Origin of the sequence: Arboricoccus pini, from assembly GCF_900187945.1 — a bacterium.
GTDB classification, from domain to species: Bacteria; Pseudomonadota; Alphaproteobacteria; order Geminicoccales; family Geminicoccaceae; genus Arboricoccus; species Arboricoccus pini.
Genome location: NZ_FYEH01000017.1, coordinates 68,275 through 86,694 on the forward strand (window position 1 = coordinate 68,275; position 18,420 = coordinate 86,694).

An 18,420-nucleotide genomic window follows, 5' to 3' on the forward strand; every position below is an offset into this window, starting at 1 on the left:
GTTTGCATGTCCGTCCTTTCCCGCTTCAGCCTGAAGGACCAGCACGCCGTCATCACGGGCGGTTATCGCGGCATCGGCCTTGCGATCGCCAGGGCCTTCGCAGAGGCGGGAGCCAGCCTCACCCTGACGGCCCGCAACACCGAGGGCTTGGACGCGGCCGTGGCAACCCTTCGCGACCAGGGGCACGACGTCGATGCCGCCTTGATGGACATGCGCGATCCGTCTTCGATCGAAGCCGCCGCTGATGGGATCATCGGCAGACGGCGGCAGGTGCATGTGCTGGTCAACAATGCCGGCATTGTCCGACGCGCCGGCATCTTGGACGTCAGCCTCAAGGACTGGCAGGAAGTGATGGATACGAACCTGACCGGCCTCTTCCTGGCCAGCCAGGCTTTCGGCCGTCACATGGTGGCCATGGGCGGTGGCAGCATCGTCAATATCGGCTCCAACTCCGCCATTATCGTGGACCGTCCTCAGACGCATGGCTCCTATAATGTGAGCAAGGCCGCCATGCACATGCTCTCCAAGATCATGGCAGCGGAGCTGGCCCCACATGGCGTCAGGGTCAATGTCGTAGCGCCGGGCTACACGGTGACCGAGATGACGCGGCCGGCCATCGAGGCCGCGGCCGATGCCAAGGAATGGCAGCGCCAGACGCCGCTGGCACGCTTCGCGGATGCCGACGAGATCGCCCCGGCCGCCCTCTATCTGGCTTCCGCCGCCTCAAGCTTCGTGACGGGCGAGGTCGTCGTCGTCGATGGCGGCTATACCCTCTGGTAGGACGATAAAGGATCGGCGATGGCTGAGGCAGCAAGACCGCTCAAGGTGGCCGTGGCGGGATTTGGCATGGCGGGCTCCTGCCATGCCGAGGCTTGGCGCGACCTGGACGGCGTTGAGCTCGTGGCCACCTATTCCGACTGCCTGGAGCGGGACGAGGACGCCATCCGTGCCGCCTGCGGCCCCGATATACGAATCTTTGCTGATTATGATCGCTTCCTCGGCGAAAGCGGCGCCGACATCGTTAGCGTGGCGACGCTGCCCGACCGTCATTGCGAGCATATCGTCAAGGCGGCCCGGAGTGGCAGCCATGTGGTTGCCGAAAAGCCGATCTGCACCACGGCCGAGGACTTGGAGGCCATTCGTGAGGCCGTCGAGCAGGCCGGCGTGCGCTTCACCGCCTGCTTCCAGGAGTTCCACTACGGTCAGTTCCTGGCGGCCATCGACATGATCGAGCAGGGAATGCTTGGCCGCGTCCATCTGGCCGAGGTCGAATACTATAACGGCATGGGACCTTGGGTGCAGCAATACTGGTGGACCCGAACCGCGCGGCATGGTGTCAGCAGCATGGTCAACTGCGGCTGCCACGGAATGATGCTGGCGATGTTGCTGATGGGCGATGAATTGCCCGAGGAAGTCATGGCTATGGAGGCCCGCTCCGCCGCGGCCGACTTCGCGGCGTTCGAGTTCGCGCCGACGCAGATCAACCTGCTGCGCTTTGCCGGCGGCCGCATCGCCAAGGTGTCCTCGTGCCTGGATGCCATCCAGCCCTACGCCTTCACCTTCAAGGCCGTGGGGGCCGAGGGCAGCCTGGACCAGGAGCGTTTCACCAGCCGTCGGATCGCCGGCCTGGAGCGAACCTTGTGGTCGACCCTGGGCGCGCGCGGGCTGGGCGATGCCACCGTCATCGGCGGCCATATGTATCTGGATTTCTTCAAGCTCTTCCTGGCCTCGATCGCGACTGGCAAGGATCTGCCGCGCACGGGCCTTGCACCCGCCTATCGGATGCACAAGACGCTCTTTGCCGCCGACGAGGCCGCCCGCATCGGCCGCCCCGTGAAGCTGGCCAAGTCGTAGCTGACGGCGGGTACCAGCGGCCCGAGAACAGGCCCCTGCCCATGTCAAACGGTGCTAGCGATCCTTTCGGGTTGGCCACGCATGGGGGATATCGCCAAGTGCCACGCTGAGATGCACATGCGGTCATGCACTGCTTGGCGCCGACCGAGGGTGGACATCGTGCAAGGCCGCCGACACGCGGCTGGAATGGCGGTCGGTCGGAAGTTCCGATGAACGAGGCCAGCCGGGCAGCAAGGGATGACTGGTTGCGCTTCAGCGGCGGGGACAGGACCGCCCTGGATCGGTGGCTGCGCGATCAAATCGGCAGGCCGTTCGAGCTTGTCAGTCCAACGACAGCCGAGCGTCGCTTGCTCGAGATAGTGGATCGCCACCTAACCTTGCAGGACCTCCTCGCCATGGCCCGCCCGCATCGTCGACCCGCGCCGGGCGCCCAGGACACGCCATCGACTTGTGCCGCGGTGAAAAGTCGGCCAAGCCTGCGTGTCTAATCGCACCCACGCAGCAAACCCTGGCAATCGCACAGATAATGGATGGGCGCGCATGAGCGGCGGCTAATATACGGGTTCGGCGATGAGTGCGCGATTGGGCGTGGCGGGAGCCGACTTACACGCTGAAACAGGAGTGACGATGAAAAGGCTTCGGGTGGCGGCTACAAGCATCTTGATGGGTGTGAGCGTGATCGCCCTGACATGCCCTTCGGGGGCGAACGCGCAATATGCCTGCAGCGGTAACAGCGAGGGCCAGATTATGGTCGGCATGACGCCCAGCTCACCCGGCCTGGGCTCCGTACCGCTCTGCGTCGACGACCCGAACTATGCCTCCCCGCAAGCCAGCTCGGCCCCGCCGGCGCCCGATCCGAGCGATATCCTGGCAAATTATGCCCGGATGCAGTTCGAGCTGCTCCACAAGCTGGCGGCAATCGCGAACGATCCCGAGTTCATCAAGATGCGTGACGGCTATTGGAGCTATTTTCACGATCAGGACGCACCCCGCTCCGGGCTGCACTGCATAGCGATGTTCCGAAGTGCGGCCGGCATCGTGCAATTGAACGGACCGGGCAGAGGCTATTCAGGCGCTCTGCTCATCCTGATCGGCCCCGACATCCCCAAGCCCGCGAACTTCTCCACGGTCCTGGCGACGCTGGACCAGAAAATCGTTCCACCGCAAACCGTCCATGCCTTCAATTACAGCATGGCCGACGGGAAGCTCGGTGCCCTGGCCTTCACGGTACCCAGCGTCGAGGCGGCCCTCGCTGGCATGAAGGAAAACTTGACCTTCAAGGTCACGCTGGAAGGGCGGCAGGTCATCGACGCCTTCTACCGTGACGGGATCGACGCTCAGGCCAAGATGCGTGAATGCCTGAGGGGCCACCCGCCGGCCTGAGGACGCCCCGGCGCTCAGGAGCGCGCCGAGGCTCTGCTGTCCCCAGTTGCTTGGGCAGGGCTCGATCGCCGTGTGGCCAAGTGGTCAAGCCCGGGCCGCCCTGGCCATGGCGGCCAGCATGCGGCTGGCGCGGGCCACCTGGTGCAACTCGGCATATTCATCGGCCGTGTGCGCCTGATCGATGCTGCCCGGACCGAAGACCAGCGTCGGGATGCCGGCCATGGTCATCTTGGTGGCATCGGAGCCGTAGGCCACGCCAAGGAGGGCCGGGTCGATTCCCTCGGCCGCTAAGGTGGTGTGCGCGGCACGGACGATCGCCGTATCGGCCGCCACCTCCATTGAGGTCGAATCGATGAATGGCGGGTGGTTCAAGATCGCGGCCCCGGCTGGCAGGCGCGCGGCGAATGCCTGGACATGCGCGTCGATCTCCCGCCAGGCCGCCAGCCCTTCCTCGCCCGGCTGCGTGCGCCGGTCGAAGGTAAGGAGGCAGCGCTCGGCTACCGTGTTCGGCCCCTGCCCTCCCTCGATCATGGAGCAGATCATCGTGGGACTGCCCACCAGCTCATGGTGCCGGGTGGCCAGGATCGGCGCGTAATGGGCACGCAGATAGGCCAGGAGATCGCCAGCGATCTCGATTGCATCGATGCCCATGGCCGGTTGCGAGGAATGAGCGCTCTTCCCCTTCACCTCGATCCGCCAGCGCATGCAGCCTTTGCAGGCCGAGACCAGCCTCAGATCGGTGGGCTCGCCGGCGATCCCGCCGATGGCGGGGGCCAGGCCCGGCGGCGGGGTGGCCCCCTCCGCCGCATAGGGCTGGAGGCCCTCGAAGCTGGCCAAATGATGCAGCACGCCCTTGAATTGGAATTCCTCATCGACCGCCGCCACGAGCGTGACATCCAGCTCGGGCGGATCGTCCGCCAGATCGGCCAGGGCCAGCATCATGGCTGTCACGCAAGCCTTGTCGTCGATGGCCCCCCGGCCATAGAGGCGCCCTTCCCTGATCACAGGGTCGAAAGGGGCGATCGTCATTCCGCCCACCTGCACCGTGTCGGTATGGCATTCCCAAAGGAGGCGGCCTGCGGACCGCCTTCCTTTGAGTGTGGCGACGACGTTGGGACGGCCGGGCATGACCTCATGCGTCGTCACGACGAAACCACGCGCCTTTAGCCAATCCTCGACATAGGCGGCCATGCGTGCCTCGCCGAACCATTCGGGCGGATCGTCCGGTCGCCGGAAAGCAGGATTGATACTCGGAATAGCAACGAGATCGGACAGGAGGGCCGCTACCGTCGCCGTATCCGCCGCGGTCAAACAGCAACTCCCTCGAGCCATTGCCGCCTTAGCGTGTCGGCCATCTTCTCGCCGATCATGATGGTCGTAAGGTTGGTGTTGGCCATGCAGTCGAGCGGCATGATCGAGGCATCGATGACGCGCAACCCGTTCAGGTCGCGCACGCGGCAATCGGGATCAACGACGCTCCTGCCATCGTTCGCGTCGCACGGCCCCATGACGCAGCCACCCATGCCATGCTGCGCATCGTTGCAGCCAGTCAACAGCAGGTCGTCCAGCTCATTGTCGCTCATGTCCGCAAGCTCGCCGAACGGCCGGCCGGTATCGGCCAGCTGGATATCGCGCACGATGCCTTGCACGGCGTCGGTCTGCCCGATCAGGCCCAGATGCCGCGTGCCCCAGCGCATCCGGGCAAGGTCGAAGGGATCGCTTAGCATGTTCTCGTCGATGATGGGCTGCAGCCTCGGATCGGCGCCGGCCAGACGGACATGGCCCCGGCTGCGGGCATCCATGAGCGCCACGGTTATGCCGGCCTCGCCGAACTGGGCCGTGTCCATCTCCACACCGATGCCGCCATGATTCATGGCGATATAGAGGAGGTCCAGCCGGGGCGAGCCCGGCAGGCCGCTGCTGACCTTAACACAGCAATTGGTGTGACGCGTGTCCGGATCGGTCGGCCGGAACGCCGGCTTGAGCTTTAACTCCAGGCGGATGCCCGGATGATCGAAAAAATATTGCCCAACCGGCAGATCGGCCGCGCAGGCAATGCCATGCTCGGCCAGCCACGCCGCAGGGCCGATCCCTGAGCGCTGAAGAATGACAGGCGAATGGACCGCCCCGGCCGAGAGGATGACGAGCGGTGCCCTGAAGTCCTGCGCGCCACCGGGCAGGATGACGCGCACGCCCGTGGCGCGCCTGCCTTCCAAGAGCACCTTGTCGACCAGCGCCTCGCCCACGATGGTGAGATTCGGTCGGCAGCGCGCGGGCTCGATATAGGCATCGTTGGTGGAGACGCGTCGACCGCCGCGCGAATTGATGGCGTAGGTGCAGACCCCTTCGGCATCCGGCGCGTTGAGATCGCCGCACCAAGGATGGCCCAGTGTCAGCGCGGCATCGCGGAGCGCCTTGTCGACAGGCCCCCAGTCGTCCGGCGGGGCGCGATAAACCGGGAGCGGCCCGTGGCCGCCGTGGAAGCTCTCTGCGGGAAAATCGGCGTCGGTCTCGAGCCGGCTGAAGAAAGGCAGCACGGCTTCGGCCGACCAGCCCTCGCAACCGATTTCGGCCCATTTGTCAAAGGCCGCCAGGACGCCGCGAATGGCGATCTGGCCATTGACGGCGGTGCTGCCGCCCATTCCCTTGCCGCGCCAATAGATGCGGGGTTCCTGGCGCGTAGTCCGTCTGGCCATAAGATCAGGATACATGAACTTTGCCTGAAGATCCGCAGGCAGCAGCACATTGAACGGATTGGGACTGACCATGGCGGCCGGCTGCTCCGCGCTGCGATAATCAGGCCCCGCCTCCAGCAGCAGCACGTTAAGGTCGGGCTTCTCGCTCAAACGCGCGGCCAAGACGGCGCCGGCAGCGCCTGCGCCCACAATGATGACGTCGAACATCGCCTCTCCCAAGGCTGAACGGACCAATGGCGTCAGGCGGCGCGCGCCAGGCCGACTGGCAGGCGCAGGCCATCGGCGCCGAAGAGCATGCAAAAAGAAGGGTCGGGCGCCAAAGCCGCTTTGTCGCCGACACGGGCATGAAACGAGGGCTCCACGAGGACGCGCAGTTTCATGCCCGCCTCATCCTCGAGAATGACCACCGATTCCCTACCAAGATGCTCAAGGGCATAGACGGTGGCCGGCAGAGTTTCGGCGCTGGCCACGTCCGCGAGGCGGGCATGCTGTGGCCGGACGCCCAGCGTGGCCGGACCGGGTGCAGCCTCGACCGGCACGCTCAATCTTCCCGCGCGAAAGCAGCCCTCGGCGATCTCGCCAGCGATCAGATTCATGGGCGGCGAGCCCAGAAATGCGGCGACGAACAAGCTGGCCGGCTGATTATAGATCTCGTCAGGCGTCCCGATCTGCTCCAGGCGGCCCCTCGACATGACCGCGATCCGGTCGCCCATCGTCATGGCCTCGACCTGATCGTGGGTGACGAAGACTGCCGTCGTACCCAGCCGTTTCTGCAGATTGACCAGTTCGGAGCGGAGCGAGAGGCGAAGGGCCGCATCCAGGGCCGAGAGTGGCTCGTCCAGGAGGAAGACAGATGGTTCGCGGACGATGGCCTTGGCGGTCGCGGCCCGCTGCCGCTGGCCGCCCGACATCTGGCTCGGCAACTTGTCCAGCATGGGCTCGAGTTCCAGCATGCGCACTGCCTCGGTGATCCGCCTGGCCTTCTCGCTCGCCGGCAAATCAGTATGCCTGAGGCTGCTCTCGATGTTTCGGCGCACCGTTAGATGCGGGTAGAGCAGCGAGGATTGAAAGACCATGGCGACGTTGCGCGCATGGGGCGTTACCGCCGTTACATCCTGGCCGTCGAAGAAGATTTCACCGGCACTGGGGTAGTCCAGCCCGGCTATCATGTTAAGCGTCGTGGTCTTGCCGCAGCCGGACGGGCCCAGCATGACGAGGAATTCGCCGTCGACGATCGACAGGTCCAGGGTCTCGACGGCGACATAGTCGCCATATCGCTTTTCCACGCGCCGAAGGTCGATCTTGGCCAAGGGTCTTCCTCAAAAACGATCGGGTTCGCGTCAACGCACGGGGTCGACGAGGCTCATCTCGGCCACGTGACGCTGCAGGAAATAGGCGACCAGTCCTGGCGGCAGGATGGTCAGGACGATGCATGCTGCAAGGTTCGACGGCTGCGGGTTCTGAAAGAGAAAGCCCGAGATTGCCGTCGGCAAGGTGTTTGCCGTTGTGCCGTTCACCAGGATCAGCGCGAAGGTGAATTCGTTCCAGGCGAACAGGAAGGCGATCACTGCCGCCACAGCGACGCCACTCTTGGCCATGGGAACGATCAGGAAGAAGAGCGTTCCAAAGCGGCTATAGCCATCGATCCGCGCCAGCCGCTCGACGGGCGGGAGGTTGCGAAAATAGCCGATCAGCATCCAGGCGACGAAAGGCACCGTCAACGTCAGATCGACCAGGACAAGGCCTGTGAGCGTACCCGCCAGCTTGAGCTGGACGAACATCGCATAAAAAGGGATGAGCGTGGAGACTGGCGGCAAGGCCACGGCCAGGAGCACGGCATTCAAAAGGAGGTTCTTGAAGCGGAACTCCAGCCTCGCGAACACATAGGCCAGCGGGACGACGATCACGAGCGTGATCACGGTCACAATGACAGCCACGATGACGCTGTTGACGAGGCCGCGCAGCACCTGGTTGGCCTGCCCCGAAGCGCGCACCATCGTCCCGTCAGCCAAGGTATGGTCAAAGCCCAGCACATTGAAGAACGAGGCGATATTGAAGCGGGTTGGGAAGATGGGCGGCGGGAACTGGGTGATCTCGGCTGGCGTGAGGAATGCCATGCGCACCATCCAGTAAATGGGCAGGATCGACCAGATCAGCAACAGCAGCGTGGCCAGAGTGAGCCAGGGTCCGGACTTCCTCAAAGCGGCTTCTCCTTGCGACCCCAGAGGAGGAAGAGAAGCAGGGTCGAGCCGATGATCAGGAAGAGCAGATAGAAGGACATGGCCGAGCCCAGGCCCAGGTTCAACTCCTTGAAGCTCCGCTTATAGACCTGATAGGTCAGCGTCGCCGAAGCCGTGCCGGGGCCACCGCCCGATAAGACGAAGATGAAGTCGAAAAGCTTCATCGAGAGGACTGTAGTGATCGAGGTGAAGACAAAGAGCGAGAATCGGATCGGCGGCAGGGTAACGTAGCGAAACGTCTCGAAGGCCGAGAGTCGATCGATTGCCGCCAGATCGTAGAGCCGGGTCGGGATCGTCTTCAGATTGGCCAGGATGAACATGGCGACAAGCGGCGCCATGGTCCAGGCATTGCCGATCGCCAGCACCTCGATGATCGAGGAGCCCGAGAGAAAATCAGTCGTGGCGTCGATGCCAAGGAGCCCCAGGATCGCCGTGCCAAGGCCGGTCTGGCTGCGTGCCAGATAGGCGAACATCAGCCCCGCCCCATAGAGCGAGACGCACCAGGGCAGGAAGATCAGGGTGCGGATGAGACCGCCAAGCATCAGTCGCCGATTGAGTAAAAGGGCGATCAGAAGCCCAAGCACCATGGTGAGAAGGACGCTCTCTATGGTGAAGCGGATCGTCACCCACGTCGACCACCAGAACTGCTCGTCATGAAGGACACTGGCATAATTATCGAGCCCGGCGAACGTCGCCCGATAGCCTCCGAAGAAAACGATCTTATGGAGGCTCATCCAGATCGAATAGATCAGGGGATAGCCCACAACTGCGATCAGGAAGGCGATGACCGGCAGGCCGATCAAGAGGGCGAAATGGCCGTCGCTAAGCTCGCGCGTCCGGCGCGTCCTGGCCTGCCGGTCAAGAGGCGCTGCCGGGCGGACGAGGCCGGGCTCAGATGCCATATTTTTCGTTGAGCTCGGTGATCTTGTCGTTCATGGCGGTGATGGTCGCCACGATGTCGCCGTCCTGGGTCAGGAAGTTTGCCAGCGTATCTTTCAGATAGGCGTTGAACTCCTCCGACCAGACCACTTTCCAGATGCCGGCCGGGAATGGCGTGGCCTTATAGACATCCAGCACCGTCTTATAGTCGTCGGGCCGGGCTACAGCCTTCCTGACGCGCTCGGCGGTCTTCTCGTCGTCCATGACCGACTTGTAGGCGGAGAACAGCATGTTTTCCTGCACCCAGCGCTCGGCGATGGCGACCTTGCCGGTATCATCCTTGTAGCCGTACCAGGACGTGAATTTTTTCACATCTTGGGTCACGGCATCCGGCCGGTCTCGCTTGGTCATCAAATAGAGGGCGGAATCGATGATGCCCCATGGATGATCGCCGACCGGCAGGATGGTCGAGTGCCCGGCGATCTGCGAGCGGCCCACTTTATTGAAGACCTGAAGATCGTAGATCTGCTGCGGGCTGAACACATAGCGGCCCGAGGCATAGGCATCGATATAGGCGGCCTCGGAATAGGTCATCACCTCTTCGGGCACGAGCTTCGAATTCCAGAGCTTCTTCCATGCTGCCAGCGTCTTGTAGGCAGCCCCGCTCGCCTCGGTCGTCAAGAGCGGCTTGTGCGTCCGGGGATCGGCAATCTGGTTGCCGCGATTGAGAACCTCGAAGACGAAGCCCCAGGAAATGCCGAAATATTCGCCGAACCAATGCGGCAATATTGGCGTCTCGATGCCCTTGTCATGCAGGGCATAGACCTGCTCGTAGAGCTCGTCCCAGTTCTTGGGAAAGTCCTTGTCGCTGAAGCCGGCCTTTTCATAGGCTAGAAGATTGGTGTGGATGCAGCCGCGGCAGGAGGCGAAATAGGAGAGGCCCAGAAGCTTGCCGTCATAAGACCATGCATCCAGGAATTGCGGCAGGAAATCGGCCTTGATCTCCTCGATATTGGGCAACTCCTCGGCCGGCATGACCCAGCCGCCGCCATAATAGCGGACCGCCGAGGAGGGATTGGCATAGAGCACGTCGAGCTCGCTGCCAGCCATCAGATTCTGCTCCATGATGGCTGGATAGTCGCCGGTCACCGTCGCATAGTCGACCTTGCCGGCCTGCGTGTCGTTGTAGCGCTTGACGTTGGACTGCACGACGTCGGTCGCGAACTGCCAGCCGCGAAAGTAGATCGGCTGGCCGCTCGATGCCTTGAAATCCTCAGCGGCGGCGGCGGACCGGAACGGCAGGGCCGTTGCCAGCGCCAGTGCGCTCGTCATCAACCCGAACTCACGCCGCTTCATCGACTGTCCCCCGAAAGTTTGATCGCATCGCCTGATTGAGGATGCGGCATCCGTCAGGAGGGATGCCGGGTCGCGCGTCGGCGAGGCCGATACGCCACGATGTCGCCAGCGCGGGGCTGGGTCGGCTGCCCGCCAACAAGATCAGCCTAACGTGCCGCTCTCGGTCGTCAAACATTTTCGCACAAAATCAGCCATCTTACGGCAATTTATCGATCGCCAATCAGACGAGCCTAAGTATCGGGCAATATGGCTTCGTAATGAGCGTGGACTTGCTTGCGCTTTAAGCGGAATTGGCAAGAATTAAGTGACCGCATCGTTGCCGGCGCCGCAGATCAGCACGCAGACACGTTCGCTGGCCCGCAGCTTCACCTTGCCGGTACGCAAGGCAGCCGCGGCGGCGGCACCGCTGAGATCGGCGGCGATGCCGAGTTCGAGCCAGAGCCAGTTGGCCGCCGCGGCCATCTCTTCGTCCTCGAGCAGGACGATCTCGTCCACGTGGCGCTGGACGATCTCGAAGATGCGCGGGTCGGTCCGACCACAGGCCATGGTCGGCACCCTCGTCGTGATGGCCGGCAGTCTGACCACCTCGCCTGCCCGACGGCTGGCCTCAAGGGTCGGCGAGCCCACAGGCTCGATGCCGATAATGCGCGCATTCGGGCGAATGGCCTTGATCGCGGTGGCCATGCCGGCGATCAGGCCACCGCCACCGATCGCGATCAGGAAGGTGTCGATGTCAGACTTCTCTGACAAGACTTCGAGCGCCACCGTTCCCTGCCCAGCGACGATCGCCGGCTCGGCGAAGGGGTGGAAATGCATGGCCCCCTTTTCAGCAGCAAAACGCAGCGAGGCCTCGTTCGCCTCGTCCCAGACCATGCCGACCGTTTGCACCTGGGCGCCCCAAGCCTCGAGTTTGGCGCGCTTGAGGGGCGAGACACCCTCAGGCAGGAAGATCGTGGCCGGCACCTTGGCCAAGTGGGCGGCGCGCGCCACCGCTACGCCGTGATTACCGCCTGAGGCTGTGACGATACCCCGATTCAGCGACTCGGCGGGCGTGGTCAGGAGCCGGTTGGTGGCGCCGCGCGCCTTGAACGAGCCGGTGACCTGCAGATTCTCGAGCTTCAGCCACAATTCCGCATCGGAGGGCACCTCGAGCAACTGGTCGGCCCGCATCATCGGTGTGCGACGCACCTTGCCCTTCAGCCTGAGAGCGGCAGCCTCGATGTCGGCAAGCTCGATCACTGCCGGTCCTCCTTCTTATAAGCGACACAGTCGGTCTCGACCTTGCAATCGATCGCGAGGCTCGAGACGATGCAGGAACGGGCCGGCGGATGACCGCCGAAATGCTGCACGAAGACTCGCTTGAAGGCAGCGAAATCGCGAGGATCGTCCAGTCAGGCGCCGCAGCGCCCCGCGTGCTCCGGTCCGTAGCCCGCTTCCTCCAGGATGGCCAGAAGATTGGCGATCGCCATTCCGGCCTGCGGAACGATGGCACGGCCGACGACTTAGCCGCCCTCCAGGCGGTCTGGCCCGAACCATGCGGCCAGCCATCGGCCTTGACGGCGCCAGCGAAAGGCAGGATCGCCGGCAACACCGATACGCACGATTGTCATGCCACCCTCTCCTTTAGTCAGCGGCAGCGTCGCCTCAATCCATCGTCACACCGCCGCTGGCATTGACCGCCTCGCGCGTGAGAAAGCGCGCCAGATCACCGGCCTGGAAGAGCACGATATCAGGCACATCCGTCGCTTTCTCGTGGCGGCAAAGTAACGTGAGGTCGATATATTCCCGGTGCGCCGCCTCGGGCCTATGCCGCGCATGCATGCCCTCGCAGGCCAATTCCCGCGCATGCGTGCCGGTCTTCACGAAGCCCGGCCTGACGCAGTTGACGCGAGCGCTCTCGGGGAAGATCTCGCGCGGCATTACCTTGGTGAATCCCACGACGGCGAACTTGCTGGCGGCATAATAGGCGAGCAGCGGGCGCCGATCTTGTCGGCGAGCGAGGCCGTGTTGACGATAACGCCCGGCTGTCCGTCCGCCAGCCAGTGGCGGTTGGCCGCCTGATTGGCAAGGAAGGCGGCCTTGGCGTTCGCTGCTATGTTCGCGTGCCACTCTGCGAGGATCAGGGTCTCGCCCCTGTTCATGGTCGAAAGGCTGGCATTGGCGCAAACGATGGCGAGGCCACATGGACCCAGGGCCGCTTCAGTCATGATAGCCCGCGTGACCAGAGCATCGGTCACTTCCAGCGCCAGCCCACAATGCCGGGCACCAGCTTCCCTCGCCATCGCCTGCGCCGCCAGAGGCCAAAATCAGTGACCACCACCCTGGAGCCGCTGGACGAAAGCACCTTGACGATGGGGCCCCCGGTGCCAGCGAGTTTCAAAGATGAGCGACGCTGACAAGCCGTCCGGCGTCCGTTTTTGCGCGAAATGATGAATGTTGGCAGGAGCGCTTGGCAATGATCTAACGGTCATTCAACCAAGGAGGCGGGCGTGGCAACAGTCCCGAAGTCCAAACGGGCCGTATCATCGGCGGCGACGTGCGCTGCTGGCTTGCGGGAGGAGCGGATGCCGCCTCGGGCACGCCATCGCCGACTGCGCGACTTGATCGAGCAGCAGGGCTTCGTTGCAGTCAAGGACGTCGCGGCCAAGTTCGCCGTCTCGGAGATGACCATCCGGCGCGACCTCGACCTCTTGAGCCGGGCCGGGATCGTCATGCGCACGCACGGCGGAGCCGTCGGCCAGGATCAGCACGGCTCAGAACTCTTTTTCTCGACCGAACCCGCCTTCGAGCGGCGACGCTTGGTCAATGCAGCGGAGAAAGGGCGCATTGCCCGGCTCGCCGCCAGTCTCCTGCCGCCCGAGCAAACGATCGCGCTCGATGTCGGCACCTCGAACTTGGCGCTGGCCATGGAACTGGCTGGCCGCAAGGACCTGCGCATCTTCACCAACAGCCTGGCGGCGGCCGTGGCCCTCCTCGCCGGTCGCGGCAGCATCTATCTCCTGGGCGGCCAGTTGCGGGGGCCGGAATTCGCCATCATCGGGTCGACCACGTGCAGCCAGATCCAGAACTATTATTTCGATCGCTGCTTCATCGGCATCTCGGGCGTCACCGAAGATGGATTTCACGACTATATCATCGAGGACAGCGACGTGAAGCGGGCGCTCATTGCCCGCTCGGCCGCTGTCACCATCCTCTGCGATTCCAGCAAGTTCAACCGCCGTTCCTTGGCTCGCATTAGCAGCTTAGACAAATGCACGACGCTCATCACCGACCAGGCGCCAACGCCCGGCATGCACCAGGCGCTGACCGCGGCCGGCGTCGAGATTCTGGTAGCTGAGGAATATTCGAACATAAACGGACAAAAATGATTTGATACGTCTTTCCGTTCCGCCGCATGCTCATGACGTTGACGATCGGAACGCATTTGAGCCGCCGGTCCGTTCGGGCAAGGCCGGCCGAAAAGGTTCTCGCATGATCTTCGATCTCTTCGGTGCGAAGAAGAAGGCCGTCATCGCTATGGCCCGAACCGGGCCTTGCCCGGCACGCTGCTCTATGATGCCGGTGGCGGCATCCCCAAGTTGATCGCCGACGTGGAGCTCGACATCCAGCACCTGCAGCAAGGTGGCAGGAAGGCCATCATGTTCAGCAACGAGAATGACAGGCCCTACGAACTTAAGGACCCGATCGAGGGCATCGCCGCCATGACCGCAGTCATCGAGTCGAGCAAACCAAAGTTGAAGGTGCCTTTCAGCGTCAATTACCTCTGGGATCTGACCGCCAGCATTGCGGCCGCGACCGGGGCCAGCTTAATGCACGAGATCTTTTTCGGCGTGTTTGCCTCCGACATGGGTGTTTGGGCGTCCGATTGCGCATCGGCTGCCGGCCTGTGGCGCACTATCGGCGCCTTACACATCAAGCTATTCCTCAACATTGACGCCGAGTTCGGCCATTCGCTCGGCCAGCGGCCGATCGAGCTGCGTACCAAACGTACCGTCTTCTCGTCCATGGCCGACCTGGTTCTGGCGAGCGGGCCGATCGCCGGCCAGCCGGCGGATCACCTTGCCCTCCAATAAGCTCTGCCACACCTTGGATATGCCCATCTTCGCCAATACGGGCGTCTATATCGACGATGTAGCCGATGTTATGGCCATTGCCGATGGCTGCGTCATCGGCACACATTTCAAGCAGGACGGCGACACGTGGCAGCCGGCCGACGGCCAGCGCGGGAAGCGATTTATGGATAAAGTGGAAACCCTCCGATGAGTGGCGGCTCGATCGGCGTCGCCTGGGACATTGACGGCACGCTCGTCGACAGCGAGCCGCTGCACGAGCGGGCACTTCGCGCCGTCTGTGCCCGGCATGGCGCCGATTTGTCTGACTTCGATCCCGATCGGTTCACCGGCCTCCACAACAAGAAGGTTTGGGCGATCCTGGCCGACCGGCTGGCGGGACGCATCACGCGGACGGCTTGGCTTGGCGAGATTGAAGACTATTATGAGGAACACAAGGACGAGATCGCGCCGACGCCGAACGCCGTGTCGACCATCCAAGCCCTCGCGAAACGAGGCGTGCTGCAGGCCTGCGTTTCCAATGCCTCTCGCCGCACGGTCGACACCAATCTGGCGGCACTGGGCATCGACACGGAGATCGCCTTCTCGCTCAGCCTGGACGACGTCATCCGGGGCAAGCCGGACCCTGCCCCCTATCACCAGGCATGCCTTGGCCTTGGTCTTGCATGTTCGAATGTGTTCGCTGTTGAAGACAGCGAGACCGGTATCGCATCTGCCCGCGCCGCGGGGCTGACTGTCCTTGGATTCAACGGAACAGGCGGTCGTGTTGGACTAGCGGACCACATCATCGACGACCTCGCCCTAGTCGTCGACCTGATCGGACGCACAAGAGACGCCTGATCCAGCCGGCTGATCGTCATGTTTCCTTCTGGAGCTTGCTGACTGATGGCCTATCGCATCGATCCGAAGACGGATCGCCAGTTCGTCGAGGAATTCCGTCGCAATCCGGTCGGGCGTCACAGCCCCGGGCTGATGCGCGTCTTGAATACGCTGCGCCACGATCCGACGGGCAGCCAGATCGTCCTGTTCTGTCGCAAGCCTTTCGCTGAATGGCAGATCGCCCACATGCCGGCCGATCGCGCCGAGCCGCTCGTCTTCGAGGACAGCCCCGTCTTCACCGATCGCGACGAGGCGGAATGGGAAGTCTTTCGCCGGCGCTGGCGCGCGGCCACCGGGCAAGACATCAATCTGCCACTCAGGGGCCATGGGCTACCACTTGACGATGACGAGACGGGCTGAGCCGGCACTACCGGCCATCACCTGCATAGCCTGTCTTAGGGATATTTCATGCTGAAGATAGTAGGATATCCGGATCGCTACAGCGTAGCGCCCGGCGAGACGATCGCCTTCCATATCTCGCTGGAGGAAGGTTCGAGCTTCGACGCGCGACTGGTACGGGTAGTGAACGGAGACAGTAACCCAGCCGGCCCCGGGCTCGACCTGCCGCACTTCCCCTCGCCCGTCGACGGGACCTATCCGGGCCAGCCCCGACGGGCCGATGCCGGCTCCTATGTGAGGGTCAATCCCTTCCCAGCCCTTGGCGGCAGCTTCAGCTTTCGCGCCCTGATTTGGCCAACCCTGCTGGCCCGGCCCGAGCAGGTCCTGGCAACGCAATGGGATGCTGAGCGGCAAGCCGGCTTCGCACTCCTGATCCAAGATGGCCGACTGACGCTCAAGCTGGCCGACGGTGGCGGCGGGACCCATGCCTGTCACCTGGAAGCCCGACTGATCGACCGGAAATGGTATGCGATCAGCTTCAGTCTCGATCCGGCGGCCGGCACTTGGCGGTTGAACCAGCGCGCCTTGCTCGAACACGCGGGCATTGTCGACAGCGCAAGCAAGCAAGGCGGCCTCGCCTGCCAGCTACCCTCTATCGAGGCGCCCCTTGTCCTGGCGGGCATGCCTGCCGTCGACGGTACCGTCGGGCTTCACTTCAATGGCAAGATGGTGGCACCCGCTTTCTTCAGCGGCCTGCATGCGGCAGACGCGCTGGAGGCCGCAGCCCTGGGGGCCGTCCCAGCAATACTCGCCAATGCTACCATCGCGGCCTACGATTTCTCCAAGGATATCCGCTCCGTTCGCGTCAGCGACATTGGTCCCAACCGCCTGCATGGCGAGATCGTCAACCTGCCGGCCCGTGGCATGAAAGGCCCTAACTGGACGGGGCTGCACCACACTTGGCAGGCAGCACCGACTGAATATGGTGCCATCCATTTCCACGAGGACGATCTCTATGATGCCGGCTGGCCGGCCGATCTCAGCTGGACGCTGCCCAAGGACGCGAAGAGTGGTGCCTACGCCCTGCACCTCAAATGCGGTGAGACCGACGCCGAGGCGATGCGGGAGACCTATATCCCCTTCTTCGTCCGGCCGCCGCGCGCCGCCCGCGACAGGGTGAACCGGCCCAAGGTGGCCTTTCTGGCGCCGACCGCCTCCTATATGGCCTATGCCAACCATGGCGAGCACATAACGGTGCGCGGCGTCGAGCGCATGATGGGCCGGCTTTTGCATTTCGGCCATCAAGACGTCTATCTCTACGAACACCCGGAGCTTTGTCATTCGCTCTACGACAAGCACGCCGACGGCTCAGGCGTCTGCTATTCCAGCCGGCTGCGGCCCAACATCAACTGCGCGCCGCGCTACCACTCCTGGCTGGGCGGCGATGGCTCCAGTCTCTACCAATATAATGCGGATACGCACCTCTTCGGCTGGCTGGCGCATCACGAAATCGAGTATGACATCATCACCGACGAGGACCTGCACCGCGACGGCTACGAGCTGATCCGCGACTACCAGGTCATCTTGACGGGATCGCATCCCGAATATCACTCGACGCCCATGTGGGACGCCATGAAGGCTTGGCTCGATCGCGGTGGCAGACTCATGTATCTGGGTGGCAATGGCTGGTATTGGCGGATTGCCTTTCACGACGAGCTGCCGGGCGTCATCGAAGTTCGGCGCGCCGAGGACGGCATCCGCTCCTGGGAGGCCGAGCCCGGCGAATATTATCACTCCTTTACCGGCGAGTATGGCGGCCTCTGGCGCCGCTGCGGCCGGGCCCCTAACTCGATCGTGGGTATCGGCTTCATCGCGCAGGGCTTCGATGTCTCCTCGCCCTATCTGCGCGGCCCGGATGCCGACGATCCGCGCGCCAGCTTCATCTTCAAGGGCGTTACCGAGGATATCATCGGCGACTTCGGGCTGATCGGCGGCGGGGCCGCCGGCATCGAGCTCGACTGCATCAATCCGCTCCTGGGCTCGCCGCCCAACATCCTCAGGCTCGCCTCCTCGATCGACCACAGTCCCTTGATGCTGCTCGTCAACGAGGAATTCACGGCAACGCTACCCAATCTCGGCGGCGACCAGAATGACCGCGTGCACGCTGACCTTGCCTTCGTCGAGACGGCAGCGGGCGGAGCGATCTTCGCCACCGGCTCGATCGCTTGGTGCGGCTCGCTGCCCTGGAATAACTATGATAACAACGTTTCGACGATCACACTCAACACCTTGCGGCGCTTCATGTCGGACGAGCCGTTCACGCCACCCGCATGAGGAGGAGCGGCGAGGCGGAGACGCGGCCGACGCCGAGCTTTACCACGAGGGCTATGTCGCTTATCGCGACTTCTACCGCGCGCTCACCTAGTCGGAAGAAAGGTGTCCGGTGGCAAGGACGCCCGCGCTCAGGACCCATGGCGGCCAGGATACCGGCGCTCGGCATCGCTCGTATAAGGACGCGCATCGACGGCGCCCCAGGTCCAGGAGGTGGTGCCTCCTGGCGGGTCCGGGCAGAGGCCCGGGTTTGTCCTGCGGCTATCGCGCTTCGCGCTGCTTGAGTGGTTTTCTGGGGCTATCGCGCTTCGCGCTGCTTGAGCCTAGCCGCTGGGCCCCGGAACGGGGATGATGTTGCCCTTCCTGATCTCGCGGCGGTAGCGCTCCAGGCGC

Annotated in this window: 14 protein-coding genes and 3 pseudogenes; 8 read left to right on the forward strand and 9 right to left on the reverse strand. The window is 63.4% G+C overall.

The genetic code is table 11. The features are described 5' to 3' along the window. The first annotated feature begins 6 nt into the window (after positions 1–6). The 3 genes from CFB17_RS17170 (at position 7) to CFB17_RS17185 (ending at position 3,237) form a co-directional block, all read left to right on the forward strand. Entirely contained in the window at positions 7–780 is a 774-nt protein-coding gene (locus tag CFB17_RS17170; protein WP_165769681.1) for an SDR family NAD(P)-dependent oxidoreductase, read from the forward strand. 18 nt (positions 781–798) lie between these two features. Beyond that, positions 799–1,854 (forward strand): Gfo/Idh/MocA family protein, encoded by a 1,056-nt coding sequence (locus tag CFB17_RS17175; RefSeq protein WP_088562806.1) that lies wholly within the window; start codon positions 799–801, stop codon positions 1,852–1,854. Positions 1,855–2,481: 627 nt separating this feature from the next. Then, positions 2,482–3,237 carry a hypothetical protein gene (locus CFB17_RS17185; RefSeq protein WP_133063948.1) on the forward strand — a complete coding sequence of 252 codons (756 nt, stop codon included), beginning with the start codon at positions 2,482–2,484 and terminating at the stop codon, positions 3,235–3,237. An 84-nt stretch (positions 3,238–3,321) separates the two neighbouring features. Here CFB17_RS17185 and CFB17_RS17190 read toward each other — a convergent pair whose 3' ends face one another. The 9 genes and pseudogenes from CFB17_RS17190 to CFB17_RS20110 form a co-directional block, all read right to left on the reverse strand. Beyond that, positions 3,322–4,548: a M20/M25/M40 family metallo-hydrolase gene (locus tag CFB17_RS17190; RefSeq protein WP_165769682.1), complete on the reverse strand. Its 1,227-nt coding sequence runs from the start codon at positions 4,546–4,548 to the stop codon at positions 3,322–3,324. Beyond that, on the reverse strand, positions 4,545–6,140 hold the full coding sequence (locus tag CFB17_RS17195; protein ID WP_088562810.1) for a GMC family oxidoreductase: 1,596 nt from the start codon (positions 6,138–6,140) through the stop codon (positions 4,545–4,547). The genes CFB17_RS17190 and CFB17_RS17195 overlap by 4 nt, the downstream gene beginning before the upstream one ends. Before the next feature lie 32 nt (positions 6,141–6,172). Continuing rightward, positions 6,173–7,243, reverse strand: coding sequence for an ABC transporter ATP-binding protein (locus tag CFB17_RS17200; protein ID WP_088562811.1), 1,071 nt, complete (start codon positions 7,241–7,243; stop codon positions 6,173–6,175). Between the two features lie 30 nt (positions 7,244–7,273). Next, entirely contained in the window at positions 7,274–8,134 is an 861-nt protein-coding gene (locus CFB17_RS17205) for a carbohydrate ABC transporter permease (RefSeq protein ID WP_088562812.1), read from the reverse strand. Continuing rightward, positions 8,131–9,075 carry a carbohydrate ABC transporter permease gene (locus CFB17_RS17210; RefSeq protein WP_088562813.1) on the reverse strand — a complete coding sequence of 315 codons (945 nt, stop codon included), beginning with the start codon at positions 9,073–9,075 and terminating at the stop codon, positions 8,131–8,133. The genes CFB17_RS17205 and CFB17_RS17210 overlap by 4 nt, the downstream gene beginning before the upstream one ends. Beyond that, positions 9,065–10,408, reverse strand: a complete 1,344-nt coding sequence (locus CFB17_RS17215; protein WP_106408575.1) for an ABC transporter substrate-binding protein — start codon at positions 10,406–10,408, stop codon at positions 9,065–9,067. The genes CFB17_RS17210 and CFB17_RS17215 overlap by 11 nt, the downstream gene beginning before the upstream one ends. Before the next feature lie 300 nt (positions 10,409–10,708). Next, positions 10,709–11,647 carry a threonine ammonia-lyase gene (locus CFB17_RS17220; RefSeq protein ID WP_088562814.1) on the reverse strand — a complete coding sequence of 313 codons (939 nt, stop codon included), beginning with the start codon at positions 11,645–11,647 and terminating at the stop codon, positions 10,709–10,711. Continuing rightward, positions 11,644–12,018: pseudogene (locus CFB17_RS19990) on the reverse strand (RidA family protein). The gene CFB17_RS17220 and the pseudogene CFB17_RS19990 overlap by 4 nt, the downstream one beginning before the upstream one ends. A gap of 34 nt (positions 12,019–12,052) precedes the next feature. Beyond that, a pseudogene (locus CFB17_RS20110) lies at positions 12,053–12,690 on the reverse strand (SDR family NAD(P)-dependent oxidoreductase). Positions 12,691–12,972: 282 nt separating this feature from the next. Between CFB17_RS20110 and CFB17_RS17235 the strand changes: the two are divergent. From CFB17_RS17235 to CFB17_RS17255, 5 genes and pseudogenes are all read left to right on the forward strand, one after another. Then, a complete protein-coding gene (locus CFB17_RS17235) occupies positions 12,973–13,776 on the forward strand; it encodes a DeoR/GlpR family DNA-binding transcription regulator (protein WP_088562816.1) in 804 nt (267 codons plus the stop codon). Positions 13,777–13,879: 103 nt separating this feature from the next. After that, positions 13,880–14,671: pseudogene (locus CFB17_RS17240) on the forward strand (BtpA/SgcQ family protein). Next, positions 14,668–15,318, forward strand: a complete 651-nt coding sequence (locus tag CFB17_RS17245) for an HAD family hydrolase (protein ID WP_088562817.1) — start codon at positions 14,668–14,670, stop codon at positions 15,316–15,318. Before CFB17_RS17240 ends, CFB17_RS17245 begins: the two are co-directional and overlap by 4 nt. Before the next feature lie 45 nt (positions 15,319–15,363). Beyond that, positions 15,364–15,717 carry a hypothetical protein gene (locus CFB17_RS17250; RefSeq protein ID WP_088562818.1) on the forward strand — a complete coding sequence of 118 codons (354 nt, stop codon included), beginning with the start codon at positions 15,364–15,366 and terminating at the stop codon, positions 15,715–15,717. A gap of 48 nt (positions 15,718–15,765) precedes the next feature. After that, positions 15,766–18,030 (forward strand): N,N-dimethylformamidase beta subunit family domain-containing protein, encoded by a 2,265-nt coding sequence (locus CFB17_RS17255; protein ID WP_088562819.1) that lies wholly within the window; start codon positions 15,766–15,768, stop codon positions 18,028–18,030. The last annotated feature ends 390 nt before the right edge of the window (positions 18,031–18,420 follow it).

What these genes read in the sequence shown, in the direction of transcription:
- CFB17_RS17170 (WP_165769681.1), top strand. Translation starts at nt 7, where the DNA reads ATGTCCGTCCTTTCCCGCTTCAGCCTGAAGGACCAGCACGCCGTCATC.
- CFB17_RS17175 (WP_088562806.1), top strand. Translation starts at nt 799, where the DNA reads ATGGCTGAGGCAGCAAGACCGCTCAAGGTGGCCGTGGCGGGATTTGGC.
- CFB17_RS17185 (WP_133063948.1), top strand. Translation starts at nt 2,482, where the DNA reads ATGAAAAGGCTTCGGGTGGCGGCTACAAGCATCTTGATGGGTGTGAGC.
- CFB17_RS17195 (WP_088562810.1), bottom strand. Translation starts at nt 6,140, where the DNA reads ATGTTCGACGTCATCATTGTGGGCGCAGGCGCTGCCGGCGCCGTCTTG.
- CFB17_RS17210 (WP_088562813.1), bottom strand. Translation starts at nt 9,075, where the DNA reads ATGGCATCTGAGCCCGGCCTCGTCCGCCCGGCAGCGCCTCTTGACCGG.
- CFB17_RS17215 (WP_106408575.1), bottom strand. Translation starts at nt 10,408, where the DNA reads ATGAAGCGGCGTGAGTTCGGGTTGATGACGAGCGCACTGGCGCTGGCA.
- CFB17_RS17235 (WP_088562816.1), top strand. Translation starts at nt 12,973, where the DNA reads ATGCCGCCTCGGGCACGCCATCGCCGACTGCGCGACTTGATCGAGCAG.
- CFB17_RS17245 (WP_088562817.1), top strand. Translation starts at nt 14,668, where the DNA reads ATGAGTGGCGGCTCGATCGGCGTCGCCTGGGACATTGACGGCACGCTC.
- CFB17_RS17250 (WP_088562818.1), top strand. Translation starts at nt 15,364, where the DNA reads ATGGCCTATCGCATCGATCCGAAGACGGATCGCCAGTTCGTCGAGGAA.
- CFB17_RS17255 (WP_088562819.1), top strand. Translation starts at nt 15,766, where the DNA reads ATGCTGAAGATAGTAGGATATCCGGATCGCTACAGCGTAGCGCCCGGC.